This window comes from Marinobacter oulmenensis, from assembly GCF_014201735.1.
Classification (GTDB): Bacteria; Pseudomonadota; Gammaproteobacteria; order Pseudomonadales; family Oleiphilaceae; genus Marinobacter; species Marinobacter oulmenensis.
This window is the reverse complement of sequence record NZ_JACHFE010000004.1, coordinates 112543-134355: the sequence shown is the minus strand read 5'-3', so window position 1 is coordinate 134355 and position 21813 is coordinate 112543. Positions and strand designations below refer to the sequence as shown.

Below are 21813 nucleotides of genomic sequence, written 5' to 3'. Positions count from 1 at the left end.
GTCAGTCGTAGGCCTTCATGGGAGTGAAACGGTGCAGCTCGCTCAACTTGTAGCCGGTGTACTGGCCCATCAGCAGAATCAGCCCCAACACCACCAGGTGCAGCTCGGGGAAGTTGAACGTCAGGTGGCCAGCCAGTGGCGCACTCATGACCAGGTAGGCACAGATGGCCACGAACAGGCTGCCAGAGCCCTGCACGAGTACCTCGCGGGCCCCTTCCTCTTCCCAGAGGATGGACATGCGCTCAATGGTCCAGGCAATGATGACCATCGGGAAGAAGGTGACCGTCATGCCGGTGTTAAAGCCCATCTGGTAGCCGATGATGCTCAGCCCGGCGGTGATGAAGATCACCAGTATGATCAACGCCGATATTCGCGATACCAGCAACAGGTTCAGACTGGACAGATAACCACGCAGCAGCAGCCCGATGGCCACCACGGACAGGAAAGCGATCAGGCCCGGGACCAGGGTTGTCTGGACAAAGGCAATGGCAATCAGCACCGGCATGAAGGTGCCGGAGGTCCGGATGCCAATGACAATGCGCATGAAGGCCACGATCAGCGCCCCCAGAGGCAACAGCAGAAGCATCCGGAACATGCTCTGTTCTTCTATGGGCAGTTGATAGAAGCCCAGGACGCCCAGGCCATTGCTGCTGGCTTCCAGGGTGGCCAGCTGCAGCGCCGGTACGGTCTGACGCATCATCGAGAAACTGACCCGGGAGTTGTCACCCCCGACGACGTCCAGCAGGGATTCCGAACCCTGGCGCCAGAGCAGCAGGTTTTCCGGCACACCCTGCTCACCGGTACGGGGATTGAAGGTCAGCCAGCGGTCGCCATTGTAGATCTGCAGGAAGGGCACCAGTTGCTGGCGGCGGCGGGCATCCTCCAGTCTCAGGGCATCGGCGGTCCGGGCCGCAATACCGGCGTGATTGAGCATGCGAACGAGAAGGGTCAGGTAGTTTCCTTCCGATACCAGCAGAGTGGTGTTCTGGACGCTGCTGTCGGGCTGCATCAGTCGAATCAGTTCGCGGGTCATGCTCTCCGGGGTGCTCGATCGATCCCGTGCGCGGGCCAATAATTCGTCCACCGCCGTGGCTTCGGGTTCTTCCCAGAACTCGGTCCTCGGTTGCGGCTCGGTATCCGGACGGTGCTCCATCGAGCTGTCGTCCGGCACGAACTGGGCCTTGAAATACAGGGTCTGGGGACCGGATACTTCCCGTTTGGTCCATTCCGCCCGACGGGTGCCGGACTCTTCGACGATCGAAAAGCCATAACCGGGGGAGGCGGCCTGTTCGGTCAGGATACGGAAGCCGGGTGGTTGCTCGGGAATGTGCAGGCTGGCCATGGCCGACTCGCCAAGCCCATCAAAGTCAAGACGTGCCTCAATCATCCAGACTGGTCGCTGCTCGCCGGTCAGCCACGGGGTGCCCAGAGCCATGTGCCGCCAGGTGGCGACGGCAATGCCGGCTGCGATCAACAGCAGGACGAAACCGTAGAACGGAATCCGGGATGGCTTGCTCATTGGCCCTCTCCGTCAGCGGCTTGCTTACGGGTATAGGACTCCGGGAGTTCCGTGGCAAACTCCTTGCCCACGTCAATTAGCATGACATCCCTTAGGATGTTGCGGCCAACCAGGGCGTCGTAGGTCAGGTTTTCCCGGTCTGCCAGTGTGAATTCGGCGGTTTGATGGTGGTCACCGATGGCAAACTGCAGATCCACCACGAAACGGCTCTCGCCCTCGTCAGTGCTGGCCTGAATGATTCGGACCCGGCGAGCGACTTCTTTTTCCATGGGTACCCATTCCTCGCCTTCGGTACCCGGCACGGGCACTTCAAAGCGTACCCAGCTGTTGCCGTCGCGTTCGAACTCCTTGATGTCGCGGGCGTGCATGGAGGAGGTTTCGGCGCCACTGTCTATCCTGGCGTTATATACCAGCCCCGGCCCCGCCAGATAGAATTTCTCCAGTTCTCCCACGATCAGCTTGCCTTTGAGGCGGTCGGCCCGGCCCTTGTCGGTTTCCTGAGCCGGGCATTTCGGGGCCGCCTCCGGTGGTGGGCAGTTGGGCTTGGTAACTTTTGTCTCGATGGCCTCAAGGATGGTCTGGGTGGAGGCCCGGTTGTTGGAGAGAATCTGGTTATGGCGAAGGGTGGCATTGTTCTCCATGGTCACCAGCGTTGCGCGCTGGGAATCCACAGAAGATTCGACGCTTTTCAGGTCTTTCTTGGGCACCATGAAGTAGCGATCCGCTGTGCAGCCGGACAGTGCAATCAGCGACAGTGTGATGGCCGTCAGCAAAACCGGACGGGCCCGCGACAGACAGTTATCCATGAACATCCCCTGGCCTGGCCTGTGAGAGTGAATCCCCGCAGACCTTTGTATGTGTAGTGAAAGCAGGCGGGGAGTATACTACAGCGCTATCTTTGATGACTTTACAGATGGTTAAGGAGTTCTGAAACGTGATGGAGGCAATAAGCCAGGCAATGACGACCCGCCCGGACTGGATGGCAGGCTGGTTTCTGGCGCTGGTGGGCGTCGGTATTCTGGTGCTGGCGGCTCTGGTCCGGACCCTGGTTATGCTTCGCCGCGAGCGCCAGGGCCATGAAAGTCTGGCTAATGCCCGGGCAGAGACAGAGCAGCGTCTGGGCGAGCTCCAGCGCCAGCAGGCTCTCCATGATCAGCATGTGGAGCATCTGGACCAGCAATTGCTGGATCGCAGTGAGCGGGTTGAACAGCTGGAGACGGCCATCGAGGATTGGCGCCAGAAAGCCGCTGGCCTGGAGAATCGTCTGGCAGGGGCAGAGGCCGACCTGGCAGGACGGCGGGAGCGCATCCAGGGGCTGGAACAGGAGAACGGACAGTATCGCCACCGGGTGGACCAGCTCACCTCAGAGCTGGGTCAACTGCAGGTGGAGCTTCGGGAACAGCAGGTGACCCTGGACAAGGAACGGCGCAATGCCGCCGAGAAACTGGAGTTGCTGGAGCGCAACCGGGATTCCCTCAAGCAGGAATTCGAGAATCTGGCGAACCGTATTTTTGAACAGAAAAACGAGCGCTTTACCCAGCAGACCCGCACCAGCCTGGATTCACTGCTCAATCCCTTCCGGGACCAACTGCAGGACTTCCGCAAGCGGGTGGAGGATGTCTACACCAATGAAACCCGGGACCGGCAGGCGCTGCGCAGTGAGATCAAATCCCTGCAGGACCTTAACAAGCAGATCACCGAAGAGGCGGCCAGCCTGACCCGTGCGCTCAAGGGCGACAAGAAAGTGCAGGGCAACTGGGGCGAGCTGATCCTTGAGCGGGTGCTGGAGCGTTCCGGCCTGCGCAAGGGGGTGGAGTACGAGACCCAGGGCAGTTACCGCGACAGCGATAACCAGTTGCTACGCCCGGACGTGATTGTGCATCTGCCGGATCAGCGTAATCTGATCATCGACTCCAAGGTGTCGCTGGTGGCCTATCAGGAGTGGGTCAATGCTGAGGAAGATGAGGCCAGGGCCGAGGCGCTCAAACAGCATGTGGAAGCCGTCCGGAATCATATCCGGAGTCTGAGTGAAAAGGATTACAGTCAGCTCAATGGCCTGCACTCGCCCGACTTCGTTCTGTTGTTCATGCCGATTGAACCGGCCTTTGTGGCAGCCTTTCAACAGGACGAGAACCTGTTCGCTGAAGCCTTCGAGCGAAAGATTATTGTGGTGACGCCGACCACCCTGCTGGCAACGCTGCGCACCATCGAGAACATCTGGCGTTATGAACGCCAGAGCCAGAACGCGCGGCGCATCGCGGACCGGGCCGGGGCCGTGTACGACAAGCTGCGGGTATTCGTGGAAGCCATGGAACGCCTGGGCAGCCAGTTGCACACCGCCCAGGGCACCTACGATAACGCCATGAATACCCTGACCCGCGGGCGTGGTAACCTGATCTCCCAGGCCAACCGGTTCGTTGAACTGGGGGTTCGGGTGAAGAAAGAGCTGCCCAAATCCATTGTCGATCAGGCCGAAGTGGATGCGGATGATACCGATGATGATGGCGCCGGCCGGGATCGGGAACTGACTGAAACAAAGGACGACCGGGATGAATAGACACTGTTTTGCGTTGCTGTTGGTGCTTGGGGGCACCTTTCCCGGACTGGCCCAGGCGCTCGAGCCTGAGCATGAAATCCGGCGCCTGATGCTGGCAGCGGAAGAAGCCGTAGCGGCCGAACAATGGGGCAAAGCCGGTGAGTACCTGAACCGGTTACAGGCCATGGAGGGTGAAAAACCGCCGACCTATTTCTATTACCGCGGCCGTGCCATGCTCCATGCCGGGCATGGTCACCAGGCTCGCGCCTCCCTGGAGCGCTATGTCGATCTGGCCGGTGCTGACGGACAATACTACCAGCAGTCCCTGAAGCTCATCACCGAAATCGAACAGCAGACCAGTTCCAGCCTGAAGTCACTGGCTGAAGGCGAGGACAGCGGCAGTAACGAGCCGGTGGCAGTCATTCGCCCCGCTGATGAACAGGGCATGCAGGACCTGCGGAAGCTCTACCTGGCCGATTCCGATCAGCAGGCCCTGAATATTCATCTGAATGCACTGTTGGAAACAGCTGGTTGGCGCCGGGACAGCACCGTCGTCCGGCTGGATCGACCTGCGGATATCCGGTACCGCGTGGAGCCGGAGAAGGGGCGCCTGAATATTCAGGAGATTCGGCGTCAGCCGGACGGAGCCTTGCTTCGAACCACTCAGTACCTGCCGGTGTTTGGGGTGAATCCCCGGTTCCGGTCGGACTGTGAGCCGGTTGTTGGTGCCTGCTGGGTGTATGATCCCCGGGACGGTTCCCGGCTGTTTCAGTTGGCGCCCGACGCACAGCAGGCCACGGAAGTGGCTCGCACCCTGGGCCGGCTGGTCCGGGAGCTGCAGAAGGTGGAACCGGCCCAGTGAGGCCGGTCGAGCTTCGCCTTCTGTCTCATCACCCGCGGGTGTGAATTTCTGGTAAACTCACGGCTCTTTGATTTCCCATAATCAGAAAGCTGATGAGGCGACTATGACCACCGTTATCCGCCAGGACGACCTGATCGAGAGCGTAGCCGACGCGCTGCAGTTCATCTCCTATTACCATCCAAAAGACTTCATCGACGCCGTGCACGAGGCCTACCAGAGGGAAGAATCCCAGGCCGCGAAAGATGCCATGGCCCAGATCCTGATCAACTCGCGTATGTGTGCCCAGGGTCATCGCCCGATCTGTCAGGACACCGGCATCGTGACCGTGTTCGTGACCATCGGTATGGATGTGAAATTCGAGTGCGATCAGCCGCTGGATGACGTGATCAACGAAGGCGTACGTCGCGCCTACACCCACCCGGACAACGTACTGCGTGCGTCTGTGCTGGCCGATCCGGACGGCAAGCGCCAGAACACCAAGGACAACACGCCGGCCATCATTCATTACAAGATGGTGCCGGGTAACACCGTGGAAGTACACGTGGCGGCCAAGGGCGGCGGCTCCGAAGCCAAATCCAAGTTCGCCATGCTGAACCCGTCCGACGACGTGGTGGAGTGGGTACTGAAGATGGTGCCGCAGATGGGTGCTGGCTGGTGTCCGCCGGGCATGCTGGGCATTGGTATCGGTGGCACCGCTGAGAAGGCGATGGAACTGGCCAAGGAATCCCTGCTGGACCCGATCGATATCCACGACCTGCAGGCCCGTGGCGCCTCCAACCGCGCCGAAGAACTGCGTCTGGAGCTGTTCGAGAAGGTGAACGAGCTGGGCATCGGCGCCCAGGGCCTGGGCGGCCTGACTACCGTTCTGGATGTGAAGGTCAAAGACTACCCGACCCACGCCGCTAACAAGCCGGTTGCGATCATCCCGAACTGCGCCGCGACCCGTCACGCGCACTTCACCCTGGATGGCACAGGTCCGTCCCTGCAGACTCCGCCAAGCATTGAAGACTGGCCGGAAATCACCTGGGAAGTGGGCGAGAACGTGCGCCGCGTGAACCTGGACACCGTCACCCCGGAAGACGTGAAAGACTGGCAGCCGGGTGAAACCGTTCTGCTGTCCGGCAAGATGCTCACTGGCCGTGACGCGGCCCACAAGAAAATGGTCGACATGATCCAGAACGGTGAAGAGCTGCCGGTGGATCTGACTGGCCGCTTCATCTACTACGTGGGCCCGGTTGATCCGGTGCGCGAAGAAGTGGTTGGCCCGGCTGGCCCCACCACCGCCACCCGCATGGACAAGTTTACTCACACCATGCTCGAGAAGACCGGCCTGACCGGCATGATCGGTAAGGCCGAACGTGGCCAGGTGGCCATCGATTCCATCAAGGAATTCGGTGCGGTGTACCTGATGGCCGTGGGCGGTGCTGCGTACCTGGTGTCCAAAGCCATCAAGGACGCCAAGGTTGTGGCCTTTGAAGAGCTGGGTATGGAAGCCATCTACGAGTTTGAAGTAGAGGACATGCCGGTGACCGTGGCCGTGGATTCCCGTGGCAGCTCCGTGCACCAGACCGGCCCGGTCGAGTGGCACGACAAGATCATCGCCGCCAAGGCCGTCTGACGAGGACTGGCCGTCATTTTTCAGTGGCCGCTCTGGGTGTTCCTGCTCAGGGTCGCCATTGGAAGGTTCTCATCGATACCCTCCCGTTGTTGACCTCCACGCCCTCGAGGCGAAGCTTCTCCGTCTGTGTACGCCTGGCTTCTGTGGCTTCCGGAAAAGCGATCTGGCCATTACTGCGAAGCACGCGGTGCCAGGGGATGTCGTGGCCCGCAGGCAGTCGTCCCAGGGCCCTGCCCACGAAGCGTGCCTGCCGACCCAGACCGGCCATGGCCGCAACCTGGCCGTAGCTGGCCACGGTTCCCTGTGGAATCGCGGCCACTACCTGCCAGATTTTCTGTTCTCTGGTCGGCTCCTGGTTGTCGGTCACTTACAGCCTCAGGGCGCCGTCCACTTCGATCATCCGGCCCGAGACGTAGTCGTTTTCAAAGATGAAAGCGGCAGCGGAGGCGATTTCTTCGGGCTTGCCCATACGCTTGAGGGGAATGCCGGCCGTCATCTTTTCCAGCGCCTCGGGTTTCATGGACGCGGTCATCTCGGTTTCGATGAAGCCCGGCGCAATGCCCATGCAACGAATGCCATAACGGGCCAGCTCTTTGGCCCAGACCGGGACCAGCGCAGATACACCGGCCTTGGCAGCGGAATAGTTGCTCTGGCCCATGTTGCCCGCCCGCGAAATGGAGGCGATGTTAATGATGGCACCCTGGTCGCCGTTTTCGATCATCCGGGTGGCCGCTTCACGGCCGCACAGGAATACGCCGGTCAGATTGACGTCGATGACGGACTGCCACTGGCTGAGCTCCATGCGCTTGTCGAGCTTGCCGTCCTTGAATTTGACCATCAGACCGTCGCGCAGGATACCGGCGTTGTTGATCAGGCCGTTGAGTTGGCCGAAATCGGCAATAATCGCCTGAAAGGTCCGTTCCACGTCCTCTTCTTTGGCGACGTTGCAGACGTAGGTTTTGGCTTCGCTGCCGGCAGCGCGGCAGGCTTCGGCTGATTCATCCAGCTTGTCCTGGGCCAGGTCGATCAGGGCGACACGGGCGCCTTTGGCCGCCAGATATTCGGACATGGCACGGCCCAGACCCTGGCCGCCACCGGTAATTGCAATCACGGAATCTTGAAGTTTCATGGTTTGCCCTTAACTAGTCTAACAATGGCGTTGTTGATTGGCTGTGTGTCCCTGCCGCCTTGATGGCGCTGCGAACCTGTTCATTCGCCTGGAATCGTTTTTAGAAGGCGCCGAGTATAGCAGACCTTCACAATTCACCTGTTAGTCCGAGGCCACCATGCCGGTTTTCTTTTTTCTTTTCATTGTTATGCCCATCGCCGAGATGGCCGTGCTGATCAAGGTCGGCGGCATTATTGGTGTTCTTAACACCGTCGGACTGGTCCTTCTGACCGCCGTCGTCGGTGCCTGGTTGCTGCGCCAGCAGGGGCTGGCAACCCTGCTGCGGGCCAATGAGCGTCTGAACAGCGGGGAACTGCCCGCCAGAGAAGTCGCTGAAGGCCTGATCCTGGCGGTTGGTGGTGCGCTGCTGCTGACGCCGGGCTTTATAACCGACACCTTCGGTTTTCTGTGTCTGTTGCCGGGGTCCCGGCACTGGCTGGCCGCCCAGGCGCTCAAGCGTATGACGTTGGCCGGGAAGAGCCGCAGTTTCTATTTCCGGGCAGGTGGTTCAGGCCCCTTTGGTGGCCCGAATCCGTTCGATCGGGATGGCGGTGATGTCTATGAAGGTGAGTACCAGGACCAGACGAAACACGACTCTGACCGGATCGAAAAAAAGTGAAAATTTTTCTTTCCGGGAGTTGAAAAGCAGTGGCTGAACCCCATTAATTTTGTCACAAGTTCGCTGCGGGCCTACGGGAACTGTTCGTCAGTTTCCGGGGGCTCCGGCAAATGGTCGGGCAGGATTTCCGGCCCGGCACTTTTAAACAAGCAATTGTCATTGCCACATTAATCTGACGACTGGAGAAACAGAGCAATGAAAATTCGTCCGCTACACGATCGTGTTGTCGTACGCCGTAAGGAAGAAGAAGAGAAAACTGCGGGTGGCATCGTGCTGCCGGGTAATGCCAAGGAAAAGCCGTCCCAGGGCGAAGTGATCGCCGTGGGCAATGGCCGCATCCTCGACAATGGTGAGACCCGTGCGCTGGCGGTCAAGGTGGGTGACACCGTGGTCTTCGGCCAGTTCGCCGGTAACACCGTCAAGGTGGATGGCGAAGAGCTGCTCATCATGAGCGAGAACGACATTTACGGCGTGCTTGAGTGATCGCGAAAGCGACAGGCACGAATGCTCATTAATCCGATTGAATCAACTTCGGTTTAAGGAACAGGAATAGAGAACATGGCAGCAAAAGACGTTAAATTCGGTGATAGCGCTCGCAAGCGCATGGTCGCAGGTGTCAACGTACTGGCGGACGCAGTCAAGGTCACTCTGGGCCCGAAAGGTCGTAATGTGGTTCTGGAGAAGTCCTTCGGTGCTCCGAACGTGACCAAGGACGGCGTGTCCGTGGCCAAAGAAATCGAACTGAAAGACAAGTTCGAGAACATGGGCGCGCAGATGGTCAAGGAAGTGGCTTCCCAGGCCAACGAAACCGCCGGTGACGGTACCACCACCGCTACTGTTCTGGCCCAGTCCATCGTCAACGAGGGCATCAAGGCTGTAACGGCCGGCATGAACCCGATGGACCTGAAGCGCGGCATCGACAAGGCCACCGCCGAAGCGGTCAAGGCCATCCGTGACATGGCAACCCCGTGTGACGACAGCCGCAACATTGCCCAGGTTGGCACCATCTCCGCCAACGGTGATGAAACCATTGGCAAGCTGATTGCCGACGCCATGGAGCGTGTTGGCAAGGAAGGCGTTATCACGGTTGAAGAAGGCCGCAGCCTGGAAGACGAGCTGGACGTGGTTGAAGGTATGCAGTTCGACCGCGGTTACCTGAGCCCGTACTTCATCAACAACCAGGACAGCATGACCGCCGAGCTGGATGACCCGTACATCCTGCTGGTCGACAAGAAGATTTCCAACATCCGCGAACTTCTGCCGGTGCTGGAATCCGTCGCGAAAGCCGGCAAGCCGCTGCAGATCATCGCCGAAGACATTGAAGGCGAAGCGCTGGCGACGCTGGTTGTGAACAACATGCGCGGCATCGTCAAGGTCAACGCTGTGAAAGCGCCTGGCTTTGGTGATCGTCGTAAAGAGATGCTGCAGGACATCGCCATCCTGACCGGTGGTACTGTGATCTCTGAAGAAGTGGGCCTGACCCTGGAGAACACCACTCTGGATGATCTGGGTACCGCCAAACGCGTCAATGTCACCAAGGAAAACACCACCATCATCGGCGGTGCCGGTGCTGAGTCTGACATCGAAGCGCGTGTCGAGCAGATCCGTAAGCAGATCGAGGAAAGCACCTCCGACTACGACAAGGAAAAGCTGCAGGAACGCGTTGCCAAGCTGGCCGGCGGTGTTGCCGTCATCAAGGTTGGCGCCGGTTCTGAAGTGGAAATGAAAGAGAAGAAGGCCCGTGTTGAAGACGCGCTGCACTCTACCCGTGCTGCCGTTGAGGAAGGCATCGTGGCCGGTGGTGGTGTCACCCTGATCCGCGCTATCGCAGCGCTGGACAAGGTCGAGGCCATCAACGAAGAACAGGCCGCTGGTGTCAACATCCTGCGCCGCGCCATGGAAGCACCTCTGCGTCAGATCGTGTTCAACGCCGGTGGCGAGTCCTCTGTGGTGGTTGCCAAGGTTCGCGAAGGCGAAGGCGCCTTTGGCTACAACGCTGCCACTGAAGGCTACGGCGACATGCTGGAGATGGGTATCCTGGATCCTGCCAAGGTAACCCGTTCCGCGCTGCAGGCCGCTGCTTCCGTTGCGTCCCTGATCATCACCACTGAGGCGATGGTTGCTGATGAGCCGGAAGAAGAAGGTGCCGCAGGCGGCGGTATGCCGGACATGGGTGGCATGGGCGGTATGGGAGGCATGGGCGGCATGATGTAATGCCGACCGGCTTCCTCCGGGGCCAGCATCATCAGGCCCCGGACCCAGCTGCTACGAAAACCCCGCATCGGGAAACCGGTGCGGGGTTTTCTTTTGCCGGGTGTGCAGGCAGGTGCATGACTCCGGTGCTATATTTCAGGGCGAAGGCCTGACGCCAGGAATGTCAGTAATGCTCCTGGCCTGCTGTATCCCAGGGCCAGCGTCGGTCGATGACTAAAGGATGGTTTCACCCGATGGTATGTTTCCAGGCGAGGCTTGCCCGCTTTTATCTGCTTTTTGTCCTGCTGTTCTCTCTGTCATCCGGAGCGTTTGCTCAGGAGGAAACCTGGCGTCTTAACCTCCGGGATGCCGATATTCGGGCATTCATCACCCAGGTGGCCGATATCACGGGCTACAGTTTTGTCGTTGATCCCAGGGTTGCTGGCAAGGTGACGGTGTTGTCCAGCACCCCCATGACCCGCGACGAAATCTACGATCTGTTTCTGGCGGTGCTGAATGTCCAGGGGTTTGTGGCCATACAGGGCGAGGACGTCATCAAGGTGATCCCCCAGGCCAATGCCCGTAAGTCCGGTGAGGCACTGGAGGGGCGATCGGATATCCCCTCGGAGCAGTTGATGACCCGGGTTATCCGGGTAGAGCACGCCAGCGCCACTGAACTGGTGCCCATTCTGCAGCCGCTGGTGGCAGAATACGGCCATGTAGCGGCGGCGGCCCGGGCCAATGCCCTGATCATCAGTGATCACCGGCTGAATATCGAAAGACTGGAACAGATTGTCCGTGAACTGGATGGGCCTGCCAGTTATCAGGTGGAGGTTGTGCCTCTGGAGGAAGCATGGGTGGGCGACCTGGTGACCCTGCTTCAGGAACTGGCGCCTGCGGAACTGGGGCCGGGTGGCGGTGACAACACCGCCCGAAAGTATGGCATCACCGCCGATGAACGCAGTAATCGCCTGGTGCTGCGTGGAGACCGAGCCTTCCGGGACAAGATGCGTAGTCTGATCCGCCAGTTGGACCAGCCGTCGGCCTCGGGCGGTACCACCAAGGTCATCCGCCTGCGTCATGCCGATGCAGCCCAACTGGTGGATATTCTCAAAGGCGTCATGGGACAGTTGGTGCGTGAAGCAAACGCCGGAGGGGACGGTGGCGGCAATCCGAATAGCCGCTTTGCCGTCTTTGCCGACGAGGGACTCAACGCCCTGATTATACGGGGCGAACCGTCACTGATGCAGGAGGCGGAGGAGATTGTCGCCCAGTTGGATGTGCGCCGTGCCCAGGTAATGATTGAGGCGGCGATTGTCGAAATCAGCGACGAACTGGGCGATCAGTTGGGGGTGCAACTGGCAGCAGGAGACGAGTCATCCGATGCCATGCCGGTGCTGGGGACCAACCTGACCAGCGGAGAGGGTATGATTGGGCTTAATGCCGTGATCAGCGCCCTGGTTGGGAACACCCTGCCGCAGCTTGGGGGTGGCATCACGCTGGGCGGCGGCGAGCGCAATCGGGACGGGGTCTCGTGGGGAGTGCTGATTCAGGCGCTGTCCACGTCCTCGGCAGCCAATCTGCTGTCCACGCCCAGCATCATTACCCTGGATAATCAGGAATCCGAGATCATTGTCGGCCAGAACGTGCCGTTCCGGACCGGTGAGTCCACGGTGGCCGGAGACGGCACGACCAACCCCTTTACCACCATTGAGCGCCGGGATGTGGGCCTTTCCCTGAAAGTGACCCCGACCATCAGTGCCGATGGTCTGGTGCGGCTGGTGGTGGAGCAGACCACCGAGAACATCTCTCCGACGGACGTGGCCGGGGCATCGGATATCATCACCAACAAGCGGGAGATCAAAACCACCGTTCTTGCCGACGACGGCGAAACCGTGGTCCTCGGTGGCCTGATCCGGGATGACTATCAGATTAACAAGAGCAAGGTGCCGCTGCTTGGGGACATCCCATTTGTAGGCCGGCTGTTTTCCTCGGAATCGGAAAGCCGGGTCAAGCGCAACCTGCTGGTTTTCCTGAGACCCACCATTATGCTGGACAAGGAGCAGGCGTCAGCGGCCACCACCGACAAGTTCAACCGCCTGTGGGAGGTGAATCTCGACGTCCGGGAAAGGCTCGGTTTGCCTGAACGCGATGACAGTCCCAATGTCGACATGCTCTTTGAGGGTAAGCGTCAGTGATCAGAGTGGCGGCATCGGGCTGTCGAGCTGATCGGCGACCAGGCGCATGAGTTCATATTCGCGCACATCAATCCTGCCGTCATGAGTCACACAGTGGGCGCAGGCGTCGATGACGGCGGGCTTGAGTAGCGGTGAGAGCCGGTTCAGCATCGCCAGTGCCTTGTGCAGGTCCTTCAGGGAAACCTCGCCCGGGGCACTGTCGGGGGCCTGCTCAAAACCGGCCATGGCTTCCTGGTACAGAGTACGGGCTTCTTCAGCCGAACCTGTGCCGGCCCTGGCGAAAAGGCTCATAAGCGATCTGAGCGCGGGCAATATGGCCTGGTAGGTGCGGTAGCGCACTGCGGGTGCCTGCTCGGCATCCTGCCCCAGATGGCGTTCCAGAAAGCTTGTCAGGGCGAACTCAAACAGGCTGATCCGTTTATCGGCCGCGACCAGTGCCCGGACATTGGCGATCAGCAGCGTTCTTTCTTCCGGATCCAGTTTGCGCAGCGCAGGCATGGCCAGCTCCAGCGAAGGGAAGCGGGCGCCTTCTCCCAGGGCTGCCAGTGCTGGCAGCAGCTTCTCCTGAATGGCCGGTTGGGGGCCGAGCAGCGGATGGGGTTCAATGAGCGCCATCCGCTGTTCCCGGGTCTCTCTGGAAAGACCGCAGACCGTCAGTGCATAACAGAACTGGACGGCGCCCGTGCGTGTGTACAACAGGTTGCGGAAAGTGGCCGGAAGCTGGTTCAGCCAGCGAATGGCAAAAGCTTCGCTCTGGCTGGAAATGGTGCCTACTTTGGCGGACAGCGGAGTGCCCGGGCGTGTTGCGGGCGCCGGATGCGGTTCCGCCGGAGCCGGCCCGGGCGCCGCGTGGGCGCCGGTATCCACATGGCCGTCGCCAGACAGGTTGCTGGCCAGACCGCTCAGGTTTCCTGTTGCACTGTCCTGGCCGGGTTGGAGGCGGTCAGAGGGCCGGGTGTCGCGCAGCCGGCTGCGCAGGCGCGTCATCAGGCCGGGCTGAATGGCATTGATGCGCTCTTCGATGGGCGGATGCGACGCCAACAGCGCGCTGAACTTCATTCGAGCAGACTCACCGAAGCACATGTGGTTCATGTCGCTGGCATGGCTGGTGGTGTCCAGGTAGCCGCCCTTGACGCCGATCTTGAACAGGGCGCCGCCAATGCCTTCCGGATTGCGGGTGAACTGGACCGACGAGGCATCTGCCAGGGATTCGCGCTGGCGGGAGACCGCGGCCTGGATCAGCCGGCCAAAGAACACTCCGATGTAGCCGATGACCATCAGCGCCAGGCCCAGCAGTCCCATGGCTGCCTGGGCCCGTCCGTCCCGGCGTGAGCGTCCGCTGCTGTAGAAGCCGGCACGAATCAGGAACTGGCCCACCTGTCCGATCATCAGAATGCCGGCGAGTAGAGCGATCAGGCGCACGTTGATGCGCATGTCGCCATTGAGTATGTGGCTGAACTCATGGGCCACCACCCCCTGAAGCTCGTCCCGGTTGAGCTGGGTAAGGGCACCATGGGTGACCACCATGACCGCTTCGCCCGCGGTGTAGCCTGCCACGAAGGCATTGATGCCTGCCTCCTGTTCCATCACGTAGAGTTCCGGCACCGGAACGCCGCTGGCAATGGACATTTCCTCGACGATATTGCGCAGTCGGCGTTCCTCGGGATCCCGCGTGTTCGGATCAATGGGGCGTGCGCCCACCATCTTGGCCACCCGGGTGCCGCCACCGGCAAGATCCGCCCAGCGGATCAGGGAACCGGCACCAACCAGCACCACCACTGCACCGGCCGTGATCAGGCCATGGCTGGACAGTAGCCAGTAATGGAAGGGCAGGTAAGACTGCTCGCCGCGAGTGACAAGATACCCCACCAGGCAGACGGAGAGGGTAATCAGGGCGACGGCGGTCAGGAACAGCAGGATCAGCAGGCCGGTGTTGCGCCGGGCGTTGGCCTGCCGCTCGAAGAAGCCGGGTGCTGCCATGGTTCAGAGCTCAGAAGCTGACTTTCGGCGCCTGTCGGGCCTCGGGACTTTCCAGTTGCAACTGGGCCGTGGGCCGGAAGGCGAACAGACCGGCCAGGATATTGTTGGGGAAGGATTCCCGGTAGATGTTGTAGCTCATTACCGTGTCGTTGTACGCCTGACGGGCGAAAGCAACTCTGTTTTCCGTGGTGGACAGCTCTTCCATCAGGTCCTGTATGGTCTGGTCGGCCTTCAGCTCGGGGTAATCTTCCACGACAGCATTAAAGTTGGCCAGGGCCTTGGTCAGCAGGTTTTCCGCACTGCCCAGGCGCTGGATCTTGTTGCCGTCTGCGGGGTCGCTGGCGGCGTCCTTCTGAGCGTTAACGGCGTTATTCCGGGCTTCCATGACCTGGGTGAGCGTGGATTTTTCGTGTTCCAGGTAGGCTTTGGCGGATTCAACCAGGTTCGGGACCAGGTCATGCCGGCGCTGCAACTGCACATCAATCTGGGCAAAGCCGTTCTTGAACTGATTGCGAAGGGATACCAGCCGGTTGTAAATGGCGATCAAATAGCCGATGACGACGGCAATCACCAAAAGGCCGATGATAGTGCTAACCATGACGACTCCTCAGGACTTGGGGTTCAGGAATGATCCTCCACGATCCGGTCGTGGAAGCTTTTCAGGAAGTGTTCAAAATCCCGCGCCGACAGTGGCTTGCTGAAGAAATAACCCTGGGCCAGCTGACAGCCCCGCTGGCTCAGGTAGTATTCCTGCTCAGCCGTTTCCACACCCTCGGCGATAACCGTCAGATTCAGGCTCTTGCCCAGGTCAATGATGGTGTTGGCGATCCGGGTGTCTTCCTCATTGATCAGCAGGTCACGAATGAACTGTTTGTCGATCTTCAGGTGCTGTACCGGCATCTTCTTGAGATAGGTCAGGGATGAATAGCCAGTGCCAAAGTCATCCACGGCAATGCTGATGCCGGCCCGATGCAACCGCTGGAGCTTGTCCACGGCATCATTCAGGTTGGTCATGAAACTGGTCTCCGTGACCTCCAGCTCCAGTCGACCTGCCGGCACCTTGTGACGCTCAAGGGTTTCCAGTACGTCTTCAACAATGGATTCCTGGCGCAACTGCACCGCCGAGAGGTTGACGGCAATACGCAGGGGCGTGCCCTCACTCGCCCATCGGGCAGCCTGCCAGCAGGCCTGATCCAGAACCCACTGGCCGATTTCGACAATGGTTCCGTTGGATTCGGCGATGGGGATAAACCGGTCAGGGGGAATCATGCCACGATCCGGGTGTTCCCAGCGCAACAGGGCTTCGGCTCCGATGATGCGGCGGCTGGTCAGATTAATCTGTGGCTGATAGACGAGATGGAACTGGTGGTAGGCGAGCGCCTGGGCCAGGTCTTTCTCAAGCTGTTTGCGCTCCCGGATTTCCTGGTCAATGCTGGCGACATAGAACTGGAAATGGTTACTGCCTGCCTGTTTGGCCAGCATCATGGTCTGTTCGGCACTTTGCAGCAGGCGTTCGGGATCATTGGCGTCGGATGGATAGAGCGCGATACCGATCGTGGATGTCATGGAGACCCGGTGTTTGCCCACGTTGATCGGTGTTGAAAAACAGGACAGGACCTTCTCGGCAGTTTCCGCCGCCTGGAAACCGTCCCGCAGTCGTTTTTCGACCACGGCGAACTGATCACTGCCCAGGCGAGCAACCAGAAAGCGTTCTGCCGAGAAATTGGCGGTGAGCCGATTGCCGATGGCCTGAAGAATGCTGTCACCGGTGCGAAACCCGAACTGTTCGTTGATGGATTTGAAATCGTCAATGCCGCACACCATCATCGACATGCTCATTGGCTGCTGGCCGTCGCTTTTCAGTTCGACCTGAAGCGTTTCCATGAAGGTCTCGCGGCTGGGCAGGTTGGTCAGTTGATCAAACCTCGCCAACTGGTTGACCCGATTCTCCGCTTCGCGATGTTTCTTCTGGGTGTCGCCGATCGCCACCAGCAGGTTGTTGGTGGCATTAACCCAAAGGCCCAGTTCATCAGTGCCATGCCCCTGGGGGATGGCGATCAGGCGGTCGTCGGGCCTGGCAGGGTCGACTTTCTTGACCGAGCGGACGATACGGAAGAGGGGGCGGGTGAGCAGCAGGTGGAACACAACGTAGAGTACCAGCCCTAGAATCAGGGCCAGGGCGATACCGGAGCTGAAGGTAACAATAGCTCGGTTGAGCCAGTTTTTGGCCGCCGGTGCTGTGTCATATTCGAGTTCAAGGTAGCCGTAGGTGGTTCCGGGGCTGATGGTTCGTTGCAGGCTTTCCTGGTATTCCCGTGACGAGCCGAAAATGGGGTCGGTGATTGGACGGAAAGGTTCGTTCTGCAGTGGGCGCATGCGTCCCCCCAATTCTTCGCCATCCGGGTGGGTGATGCGTGCCTTGTGCAGAGCCTCCAGGGCGAAGAGACCATCGACCACCTGCTGGGCCAGGTTGTCGTCAATACTGAACACGGCCTGGGTGGCCGATTCGCGGACCATGGTGATGGTCTGGTTTGCCTGTTTCTCCAGCTCCGAGGACACTCGCTGGGCATCCAGCGCGACTTGTACCGTGCTGACCAGGATGCCGCCGAGCAGGGCGATCAGCAGGACCCATCGAAGAATCCTGTAACCAAGGTGATGTTCTACGTCAAAAGCTCTATGCATCCCGCTGCTTCTTGGTCTGTCTTCCCGGAGTAACGTTTGGCGCAATCTGTAAGTATGCGACCAGTTCGAAAGACTAAGTATGGTTCAAGTCGGCCGCAACGTCATGGAGTATGGCTGATTTTTCCAGAATTCGTCCATCTCAGGTGTTTCGATTTGTTGCAGTTTCGTGGCCTGCGGATACAAAAACGCCCGCCAGGGTGGGTCCCGGGGCGGGCGTTCGGGGTGGCAGCCTTATGCGCTGCCACGGGGCGTCTGTCTATTGCCTGATCAAGCCAGGTTTTCGTTGACGAAATCCCAGTTAATCAGGTTCCAGAACGCTTCCAGGTAGTTCGGGCGGCTGTTCCGGTAATCGATGTAGTAGGCGTGCTCCCAGACATCGACAGTCAGAACCGGCTTGTCTTCGCCAGTCAGCGGGGTTTCCGCGTTGCTGGTGTTAACAATGGCAACGCTACCGTCGGCTTTTTTCACCAGCCAGGTCCAGCCGGAACCGAAGTTGTTGGCGGCCTTGTCGTTGAATTCTTTCTTGAAGTCTTCGAAAGAGCCGAAGGCGCTTTCGATGGCTTCCTTGGCAGCGCCGGTGGGCTCACCGCCGCCGTTCGGGCTCAGGCAGTGCCAGTAGAAGGTGTGGTTCCAGACCTGGGCCGCGTTGTTGAACAGCGGGCCACTGGCGCTCTTGATGATTTCCTCAAGAGGTTTGTCCGCGTTTTCCGTACCCTCGATCAGGCCGTTGAGCTTGGTCACATAGGTGTTGTGATGCTTGCCATAATGGTATTCCAGGGTTTCCTGGGAAATGTGCGGTTCCAGTGCGTTCTTTTCATAAGGCAGTGCGGGAAGTTCAAATGCCATGAGGTCGTACTCCCTGGTTCTCTCGTTTATGTGAATTGACACTTCTGCAATATAAGGGCGCTTTGAGTTAAATCAACCCTTTGCTGTTAGAGAGCTTATAAAATCGGGACAGCCGGGCAGGAACTCGGCGCAGTTTTTTACCCGCCATACCAACTCCTCGTAACTGTCCGCCAGTACATTGACATGCCCAAGCTTTCGGCCCGGGCGCTCTCCTTTATTATAGAGATGGAGATGAGCGTAGGGCAGTTCAAGGATGCGTTCGATATCGCCGTGTTCGCCGATGATGTTGATCATGCAGCTCAGCCCGCGTGCGCTGACGTTACCCAGAGGGTGCCCGCTGACGGCCCGCACGTGGTTCTCGAACTGACTGGTCATTGCCCCTTCGATGGTCCAGTGGCCGGAATTGTGAACCCGGGGCGCCATCTCATTGGCCATCAGTCCGTCTTTGGTCTCAAAGAGCTCAAGGGTCAGCACGCCCACGTAATTCAGTTCGTTCAGCAGGGCTTTGATGTAGCCTTCCGCATCGGCCTGGATGTGAGGCTGGAGATCCGGTGCCGGCGCGATGGAATAGCGCAGAATGCCTTCGTGATGGGTGTTCTCCGCCATTGGGTAGAAGGCAACGTCGCCATCCTCGCCACGCACCGCAATGATGGATACCTCGCGTCGGAAGTCGACAAACTTTTCCACGATGACCCGGGGATGGCCAATGGACTGCCAGGCCTGTTCCGCCTCTTCAGGGCTTCTGAGCACTGCCTGCCCCTTGCCGTCATAACCTTCGGTGATGGACTTGGCAACCACCGGGCAGCCAAGGCTCTTTGCTGCGGCTTTCAGTGTGGCGGCGTTGTCTGCAACCTGCCATTTCGGGGTGGGGATGCCCAGTTGGCCAAACAGGGTCTTTTCCGCTTCCCGGTTCTGACAGACTTCCAGGGCCCGGGGGCAGGGGTGTACAGGCTTGTGCTTTTCCAGTTCGCTGGCCACTTCTACCGGCAGGTGCTCAAACTCATAGGTGACGCGGTCGACCTGACTCAGAAAGTCGCCGAGGCGGGTGCCTTCGGGGTCGACAATGGTTTCGCCAATGCCGGCGCTGGGGTTGCCGGACATGTCGTAGAAGACGAAATCTTTGGCCAGTGGGTAGCCGGCCAGGGCTAACATGCGGCCGAGTTGGCCTGCGCCTAGTACGCCAATTTTCATTCGAGCTCTCCTGCCATTACTTCAGCTTTGGCTTCAGTGGTGCGAGCAGGCTGGGAGAGGGCTTTCCCAAACACGCTCCTTGCGGCACGTCCTTGTGTCGCTTGGGCTCCACCATCCATGGCTGCGCACAGTTTGGGAAAGCCCTCTCCCAGCCTGCTCATTCAGGTTGGGGAATAACACCCAAGAATAACTGTTTTAAACTCACTGATCCCGTGGATCAGGATTGTCCAGGACGCTTTGGGTCTGAGTTGCACGGAACTCATCAATGCGTTGTTGCAGATTTGCGTCAGCCGTTCCCAGGATCTGTGCAGCCAGCAGCCCGGCATTTTTGGCGCCGGAGTTGCCAATCGCCAGTGTACCCACGGCAACACCGCCTGGCATCTGGGCGATGGACAGGAGGGAATCCAGGCCGTTCAGTGCCTTGGACTGCACGGGAACACCCAGCACCGGGAGGGAAGTCTGGGAGGCCACCATGCCGGGCAGGTGGGCCGCGCCGCCAGCGCCGGCGATGATGACTTTCAGTCCGCGCTCGTTTGCGGTTTTGGCGTAATCGAACAGCAGGTCCGGGGTGCGGTGGGCAGAGACAACTTTGGTTTCGTAGGGCACGCCGAGTGTTTCGAGCATGGTGGCGGCGTGTTCCATGGTGGGCCAGTCGGATTTCGAGCCCATGATGAGTCCTACAAGCGGCTGCATAAGCAACAGTCCTGTGATAATTGGAAAGCCGACCATTTTAGGTGTCGGCTGCAGGCCATGCAACAGGCCCTGGCATGCCGCGACGGGGACCATGGCATAGGGGCGGTCGTCATTTTATCGTTCACGCCGGTAAGGGTATGATCACCAAGGAATCCCGATATCCGTTGACCAGGAGCTGTAATGGAACCGATTCGCCCAGAGGAAGACGAACTCAGAGCCGAGGGCCCGTCCGGGGGCGCCACGACCAAGGACCGGGCCGGCCAGGGGCCGGATGACGGAGCCTCCAAACCACCGAAGGCGTCCGCACGGAAGTCAGGCTCAGGGGGCGGCCAGGGCGGCGGTTCCCGGTTGCTCTGGGTGCTTGTGGTGCTGGTGGCCGGGGTTGGTGGTGCCGGCCTGTATTGGCAGAACGAGCGAATCAATGCCCTGGAAGGACAGCTTGAAGAAGCGGATTACTGGGCGCGCCAAAGCAAGCTGGCGCTGGCCCGTTTCGAGGGTGAATTGTCAGAAACCGGAGAGTCGCTGCAGGAACGCGGTGAGACCCTGAATGAGAAAATCGCCGCCAACGGGGAGCGGCTGGATACGGCGGATGAGGAAATCCGCAAGCTCTGGGGGGTGGCCGACGACCGTAACCGGAAACGCCTGGACAGCCACAAGGCAAGCCTTGATGAACACGGCCAGCGACTGGACGGTATGGATGACGAGTTGGCGGCCGCCGACAAAGCCGTGACAGATCTGGAAACCACGCTGGCCCAGGCCCGTTCGTCCCTGTCTGATGATCTGGCCCAGTTAAGGCAGCGCCTGGATGATGGCCTGGCATCGCTGGAACAGGCCGATAATGAGGCGGTGGCACGTATTGGTCAGCTTGAACAGCAGATGGCGGAGGTTGACCAGACCATTGAGAACCGGCTGCGCCGGTTTGAGCGCGAGCAGCGTCTGACCATGGACGGGGTCGAGAGCCGGTTGTCCGCCCTGGAGAACAAGGTCGGGAATGCGGCGGCTGCCGGTGAGCTGTCGGCCCTGAAACGGCAGGTGGCTGCCATGGAGGAAACGGTGGAGTCCATTGATGCTTCCCGGTCACAGGTAACCTCACGGCTGATCCGGTTGTCAGAAGAGCTGGATCAGCTCAGAGCGCAATAACCAAGCTGCTGATTTTGATTAAAAAATGCTCGCGTTAGCCGGGCAGGTGGAAATTCGATATTTTTGCCGAAAATGTTTGACACCGGCCCTGAAATGCTTAAAATGCGCACCTCGTTCGGTTGAGACAGCAACGCTGTATCAGCAAAGTGCCGGAAGGCGCGCCGGATGTTTGCCTCAGTCTGAAGAAGAGTAAGACCGTGAGCGGGTGGTTAGCTCAGTTGGGAGAGCATCGGCCTTACAAGCCGAGGGTCGCAGGTTCGATCCCTGCACCACCCACCATTCCAGAGGCAATGTGGAGCGGTAGTTCAGTTGGTTAGAATACCGGCCTGTCACGCCGGGGGTCGCGGGTTCGAGTCCCGTCCGCTCCGCCACTTTGGGTGGTTAGCTCAGTTGGGAGAGCATCGGCCTTACAAGCCGAGGGTCGCAGGTTCGATCCCTGCACCACCCACCAGATTCGAAAAAGCAGATCCTCCGGGGTCTGCTTTTTTTATGCCTGCCCGTTTTCGCCTGTCCTTTCGGGAAATTCACTTCTCCGGCATGGATTCTGCTGAGAGCCAACCGTTACACT

Annotated in this window: 18 protein-coding genes and 3 tRNA genes; 11 read left to right on the top strand and 10 right to left on the bottom strand. The window is 59.6% G+C overall.

The window, feature by feature from the left end:
- Nucleotide 1: 1 nt before the first annotated feature.
- Together HNR38_RS08955 and HNR38_RS08950 are read right to left on the bottom strand one after the other, a co-directional pair.
- Complete coding sequence (locus tag HNR38_RS08955) at nt 2–1519, bottom strand: inactive transglutaminase family protein (RefSeq protein WP_183702497.1); 1518 nt, start codon at nt 1517–1519, stop codon at nt 2–4.
- Complete coding sequence (locus HNR38_RS08950; protein ID WP_183702494.1) at nt 1516–2325, bottom strand: ATP-dependent zinc protease family protein; 810 nt, start codon at nt 2323–2325, stop codon at nt 1516–1518. Before HNR38_RS08950 ends, HNR38_RS08955 begins: the two co-directional genes overlap by 4 nt.
- Nucleotides 2326–2456: 131 nt before the next feature.
- On the opposite strand from HNR38_RS08950, the gene HNR38_RS08945 reads away from it, so the two are divergent.
- The 3 genes from HNR38_RS08945 (at nt 2457) to HNR38_RS08935 (ending at nt 6535) form a co-directional block, all read left to right on the top strand.
- Nucleotides 2457–4076 carry a DNA recombination protein RmuC gene (locus HNR38_RS08945; protein ID WP_246362594.1) on the top strand — a complete coding sequence of 540 codons (1620 nt, stop codon included), beginning with the start codon at nt 2457–2459 and terminating at the stop codon, nt 4074–4076.
- On the top strand, nt 4069–4917 hold the full coding sequence (locus tag HNR38_RS08940) for a hypothetical protein (RefSeq protein WP_183702491.1): 849 nt from the start codon (nt 4069–4071) through the stop codon (nt 4915–4917). The genes HNR38_RS08945 and HNR38_RS08940 overlap by 8 nt, the downstream gene beginning before the upstream one ends.
- A 103-nt stretch (nt 4918–5020) precedes the next feature.
- Complete coding sequence (locus HNR38_RS08935; RefSeq protein WP_183702488.1) at nt 5021–6535, top strand: fumarate hydratase; 1515 nt, start codon at nt 5021–5023, stop codon at nt 6533–6535.
- A 46-nt stretch (nt 6536–6581) separates the two neighbouring features.
- Here the strand turns inward: HNR38_RS08935 and HNR38_RS08930 are convergent, their stop codons facing one another.
- Entirely contained in the window at nt 6582–6902 is a 321-nt protein-coding gene (locus HNR38_RS08930; protein ID WP_183702485.1) for a methylated-DNA--[protein]-cysteine S-methyltransferase, read from the bottom strand.
- Entirely contained in the window at nt 6903–7664 is a 762-nt protein-coding gene (locus HNR38_RS08925; protein ID WP_183702482.1) for an SDR family oxidoreductase, read from the bottom strand.
- Between the two features lie 157 nt (nt 7665–7821).
- Here HNR38_RS08925 and HNR38_RS08920 point away from each other — a divergent pair, with 157 nt between their 5' ends.
- The 4 genes from HNR38_RS08920 (at nt 7822) to gspD (ending at nt 12713) form a co-directional block, all read left to right on the top strand.
- Nucleotides 7822–8322: an FxsA family protein gene (locus tag HNR38_RS08920; protein WP_183702479.1), complete on the top strand. Its 501-nt coding sequence runs from the start codon at nt 7822–7824 to the stop codon at nt 8320–8322.
- A 195-nt stretch (nt 8323–8517) separates the two neighbouring features.
- Nucleotides 8518–8805 carry a co-chaperone GroES gene (gene groES / locus HNR38_RS08915; RefSeq protein ID WP_183702476.1) on the top strand — a complete coding sequence of 96 codons (288 nt, stop codon included), beginning with the start codon at nt 8518–8520 and terminating at the stop codon, nt 8803–8805.
- Nucleotides 8806–8880: 75 nt separating this feature from the next.
- A complete protein-coding gene (gene groL, locus HNR38_RS08910; protein WP_183702473.1) occupies nt 8881–10536 on the top strand; it encodes a chaperonin GroEL in 1656 nt (551 codons plus the stop codon).
- A gap of 233 nt (nt 10537–10769) precedes the next feature.
- On the top strand, nt 10770–12713 hold the full coding sequence (gene gspD / locus HNR38_RS08905; protein ID WP_183702469.1) for a type II secretion system secretin GspD: 1944 nt from the start codon (nt 10770–10772) through the stop codon (nt 12711–12713).
- On the opposite strand, the gene HNR38_RS08900 is transcribed toward gspD, so the two are convergent.
- From HNR38_RS08900 to purE, 6 genes are all read right to left on the bottom strand, one after another.
- Nucleotides 12714–14693 carry a M48 family metallopeptidase gene (locus HNR38_RS08900; protein WP_183702466.1) on the bottom strand — a complete coding sequence of 660 codons (1980 nt, stop codon included), beginning with the start codon at nt 14691–14693 and terminating at the stop codon, nt 12714–12716.
- Between the two features lie 10 nt (nt 14694–14703).
- Nucleotides 14704–15291, bottom strand: coding sequence for a LemA family protein (locus tag HNR38_RS08895; protein ID WP_183702463.1), 588 nt, complete (start codon nt 15289–15291; stop codon nt 14704–14706).
- 23 nt (nt 15292–15314) lie between these two features.
- Complete coding sequence (locus tag HNR38_RS08890; protein ID WP_183702460.1) at nt 15315–17375, bottom strand: putative bifunctional diguanylate cyclase/phosphodiesterase; 2061 nt, start codon at nt 17373–17375, stop codon at nt 15315–15317.
- Nucleotides 17376–17642: 267 nt separating this feature from the next.
- Nucleotides 17643–18221 (bottom strand): superoxide dismutase [Fe], encoded by a 579-nt coding sequence (gene sodB, locus HNR38_RS08885; protein WP_183702456.1) that lies wholly within the window; start codon nt 18219–18221, stop codon nt 17643–17645.
- Between the two features lie 72 nt (nt 18222–18293).
- Nucleotides 18294–19412 carry a 5-(carboxyamino)imidazole ribonucleotide synthase gene (locus tag HNR38_RS08880; protein WP_183702453.1) on the bottom strand — a complete coding sequence of 373 codons (1119 nt, stop codon included), beginning with the start codon at nt 19410–19412 and terminating at the stop codon, nt 18294–18296.
- Between the two features lie 201 nt (nt 19413–19613).
- Nucleotides 19614–20105, bottom strand: a complete 492-nt coding sequence (purE, locus tag HNR38_RS08875) for a 5-(carboxyamino)imidazole ribonucleotide mutase (protein WP_183702450.1) — start codon at nt 20103–20105, stop codon at nt 19614–19616.
- Nucleotides 20106–20285: 180 nt separating this feature from the next.
- On the opposite strand from purE, the gene HNR38_RS08870 reads away from it, so the two are divergent.
- The 4 genes from HNR38_RS08870 to HNR38_RS08855 all read left to right on the top strand — a co-directional run bounded on the left by HNR38_RS08870 (nt 20286) and on the right by HNR38_RS08855 (nt 21696).
- Complete coding sequence (locus HNR38_RS08870; RefSeq protein WP_183702447.1) at nt 20286–21245, top strand: coiled-coil domain-containing protein; 960 nt, start codon at nt 20286–20288, stop codon at nt 21243–21245.
- Between the two features lie 203 nt (nt 21246–21448).
- Nucleotides 21449–21524, top strand: a tRNA-Val gene (locus HNR38_RS08865).
- 15 nt (nt 21525–21539) lie between these two features.
- Nucleotides 21540–21616, top strand: a tRNA-Asp gene (locus HNR38_RS08860).
- Between the two features lie 4 nt (nt 21617–21620).
- Nucleotides 21621–21696: transfer RNA gene (locus HNR38_RS08855), tRNA-Val, on the top strand.
- Nucleotides 21697–21813 lie beyond the last annotated feature (117 nt).

Coding starts and splice junctions, on each gene's coding strand:
- HNR38_RS08880 (WP_183702453.1), bottom strand. CDS start 19,412: ATGAAAATTGGCGTACTAGGCGCAGGCCAACTCGGCCGCATGTTAGCC.
- HNR38_RS08940 (WP_183702491.1), top strand. CDS start 4,069: ATGAATAGACACTGTTTTGCGTTGCTGTTGGTGCTTGGGGGCACCTTT.
- HNR38_RS08870 (WP_183702447.1), top strand. CDS start 20,286: ATGGAACCGATTCGCCCAGAGGAAGACGAACTCAGAGCCGAGGGCCCG.
- HNR38_RS08935 (WP_183702488.1), top strand. CDS start 5,021: ATGACCACCGTTATCCGCCAGGACGACCTGATCGAGAGCGTAGCCGAC.
- HNR38_RS08900 (WP_183702466.1), bottom strand. CDS start 14,693: ATGGCAGCACCCGGCTTCTTCGAGCGGCAGGCCAACGCCCGGCGCAAC.
- HNR38_RS08890 (WP_183702460.1), bottom strand. CDS start 17,375: ATGCATAGAGCTTTTGACGTAGAACATCACCTTGGTTACAGGATTCTT.
- groES (WP_183702476.1), top strand. CDS start 8,518: ATGAAAATTCGTCCGCTACACGATCGTGTTGTCGTACGCCGTAAGGAA.
- groL (WP_183702473.1), top strand. CDS start 8,881: ATGGCAGCAAAAGACGTTAAATTCGGTGATAGCGCTCGCAAGCGCATG.
- HNR38_RS08895 (WP_183702463.1), bottom strand. CDS start 15,291: ATGGTTAGCACTATCATCGGCCTTTTGGTGATTGCCGTCGTCATCGGC.
- HNR38_RS08945 (WP_246362594.1), top strand. CDS start 2,457: ATGGAGGCAATAAGCCAGGCAATGACGACCCGCCCGGACTGGATGGCA.
- sodB (WP_183702456.1), bottom strand. CDS start 18,221: ATGGCATTTGAACTTCCCGCACTGCCTTATGAAAAGAACGCACTGGAA.
- HNR38_RS08925 (WP_183702482.1), bottom strand. CDS start 7,664: ATGAAACTTCAAGATTCCGTGATTGCAATTACCGGTGGCGGCCAGGGT.
- HNR38_RS08920 (WP_183702479.1), top strand. CDS start 7,822: ATGCCGGTTTTCTTTTTTCTTTTCATTGTTATGCCCATCGCCGAGATG.
- gspD (WP_183702469.1), top strand. CDS start 10,770: ATGGTATGTTTCCAGGCGAGGCTTGCCCGCTTTTATCTGCTTTTTGTC.
- HNR38_RS08955 (WP_183702497.1), bottom strand. CDS start 1,519: ATGAGCAAGCCATCCCGGATTCCGTTCTACGGTTTCGTCCTGCTGTTG.
- purE (WP_183702450.1), bottom strand. CDS start 20,105: ATGCAGCCGCTTGTAGGACTCATCATGGGCTCGAAATCCGACTGGCCC.
- HNR38_RS08950 (WP_183702494.1), bottom strand. CDS start 2,325: ATGGATAACTGTCTGTCGCGGGCCCGTCCGGTTTTGCTGACGGCCATC.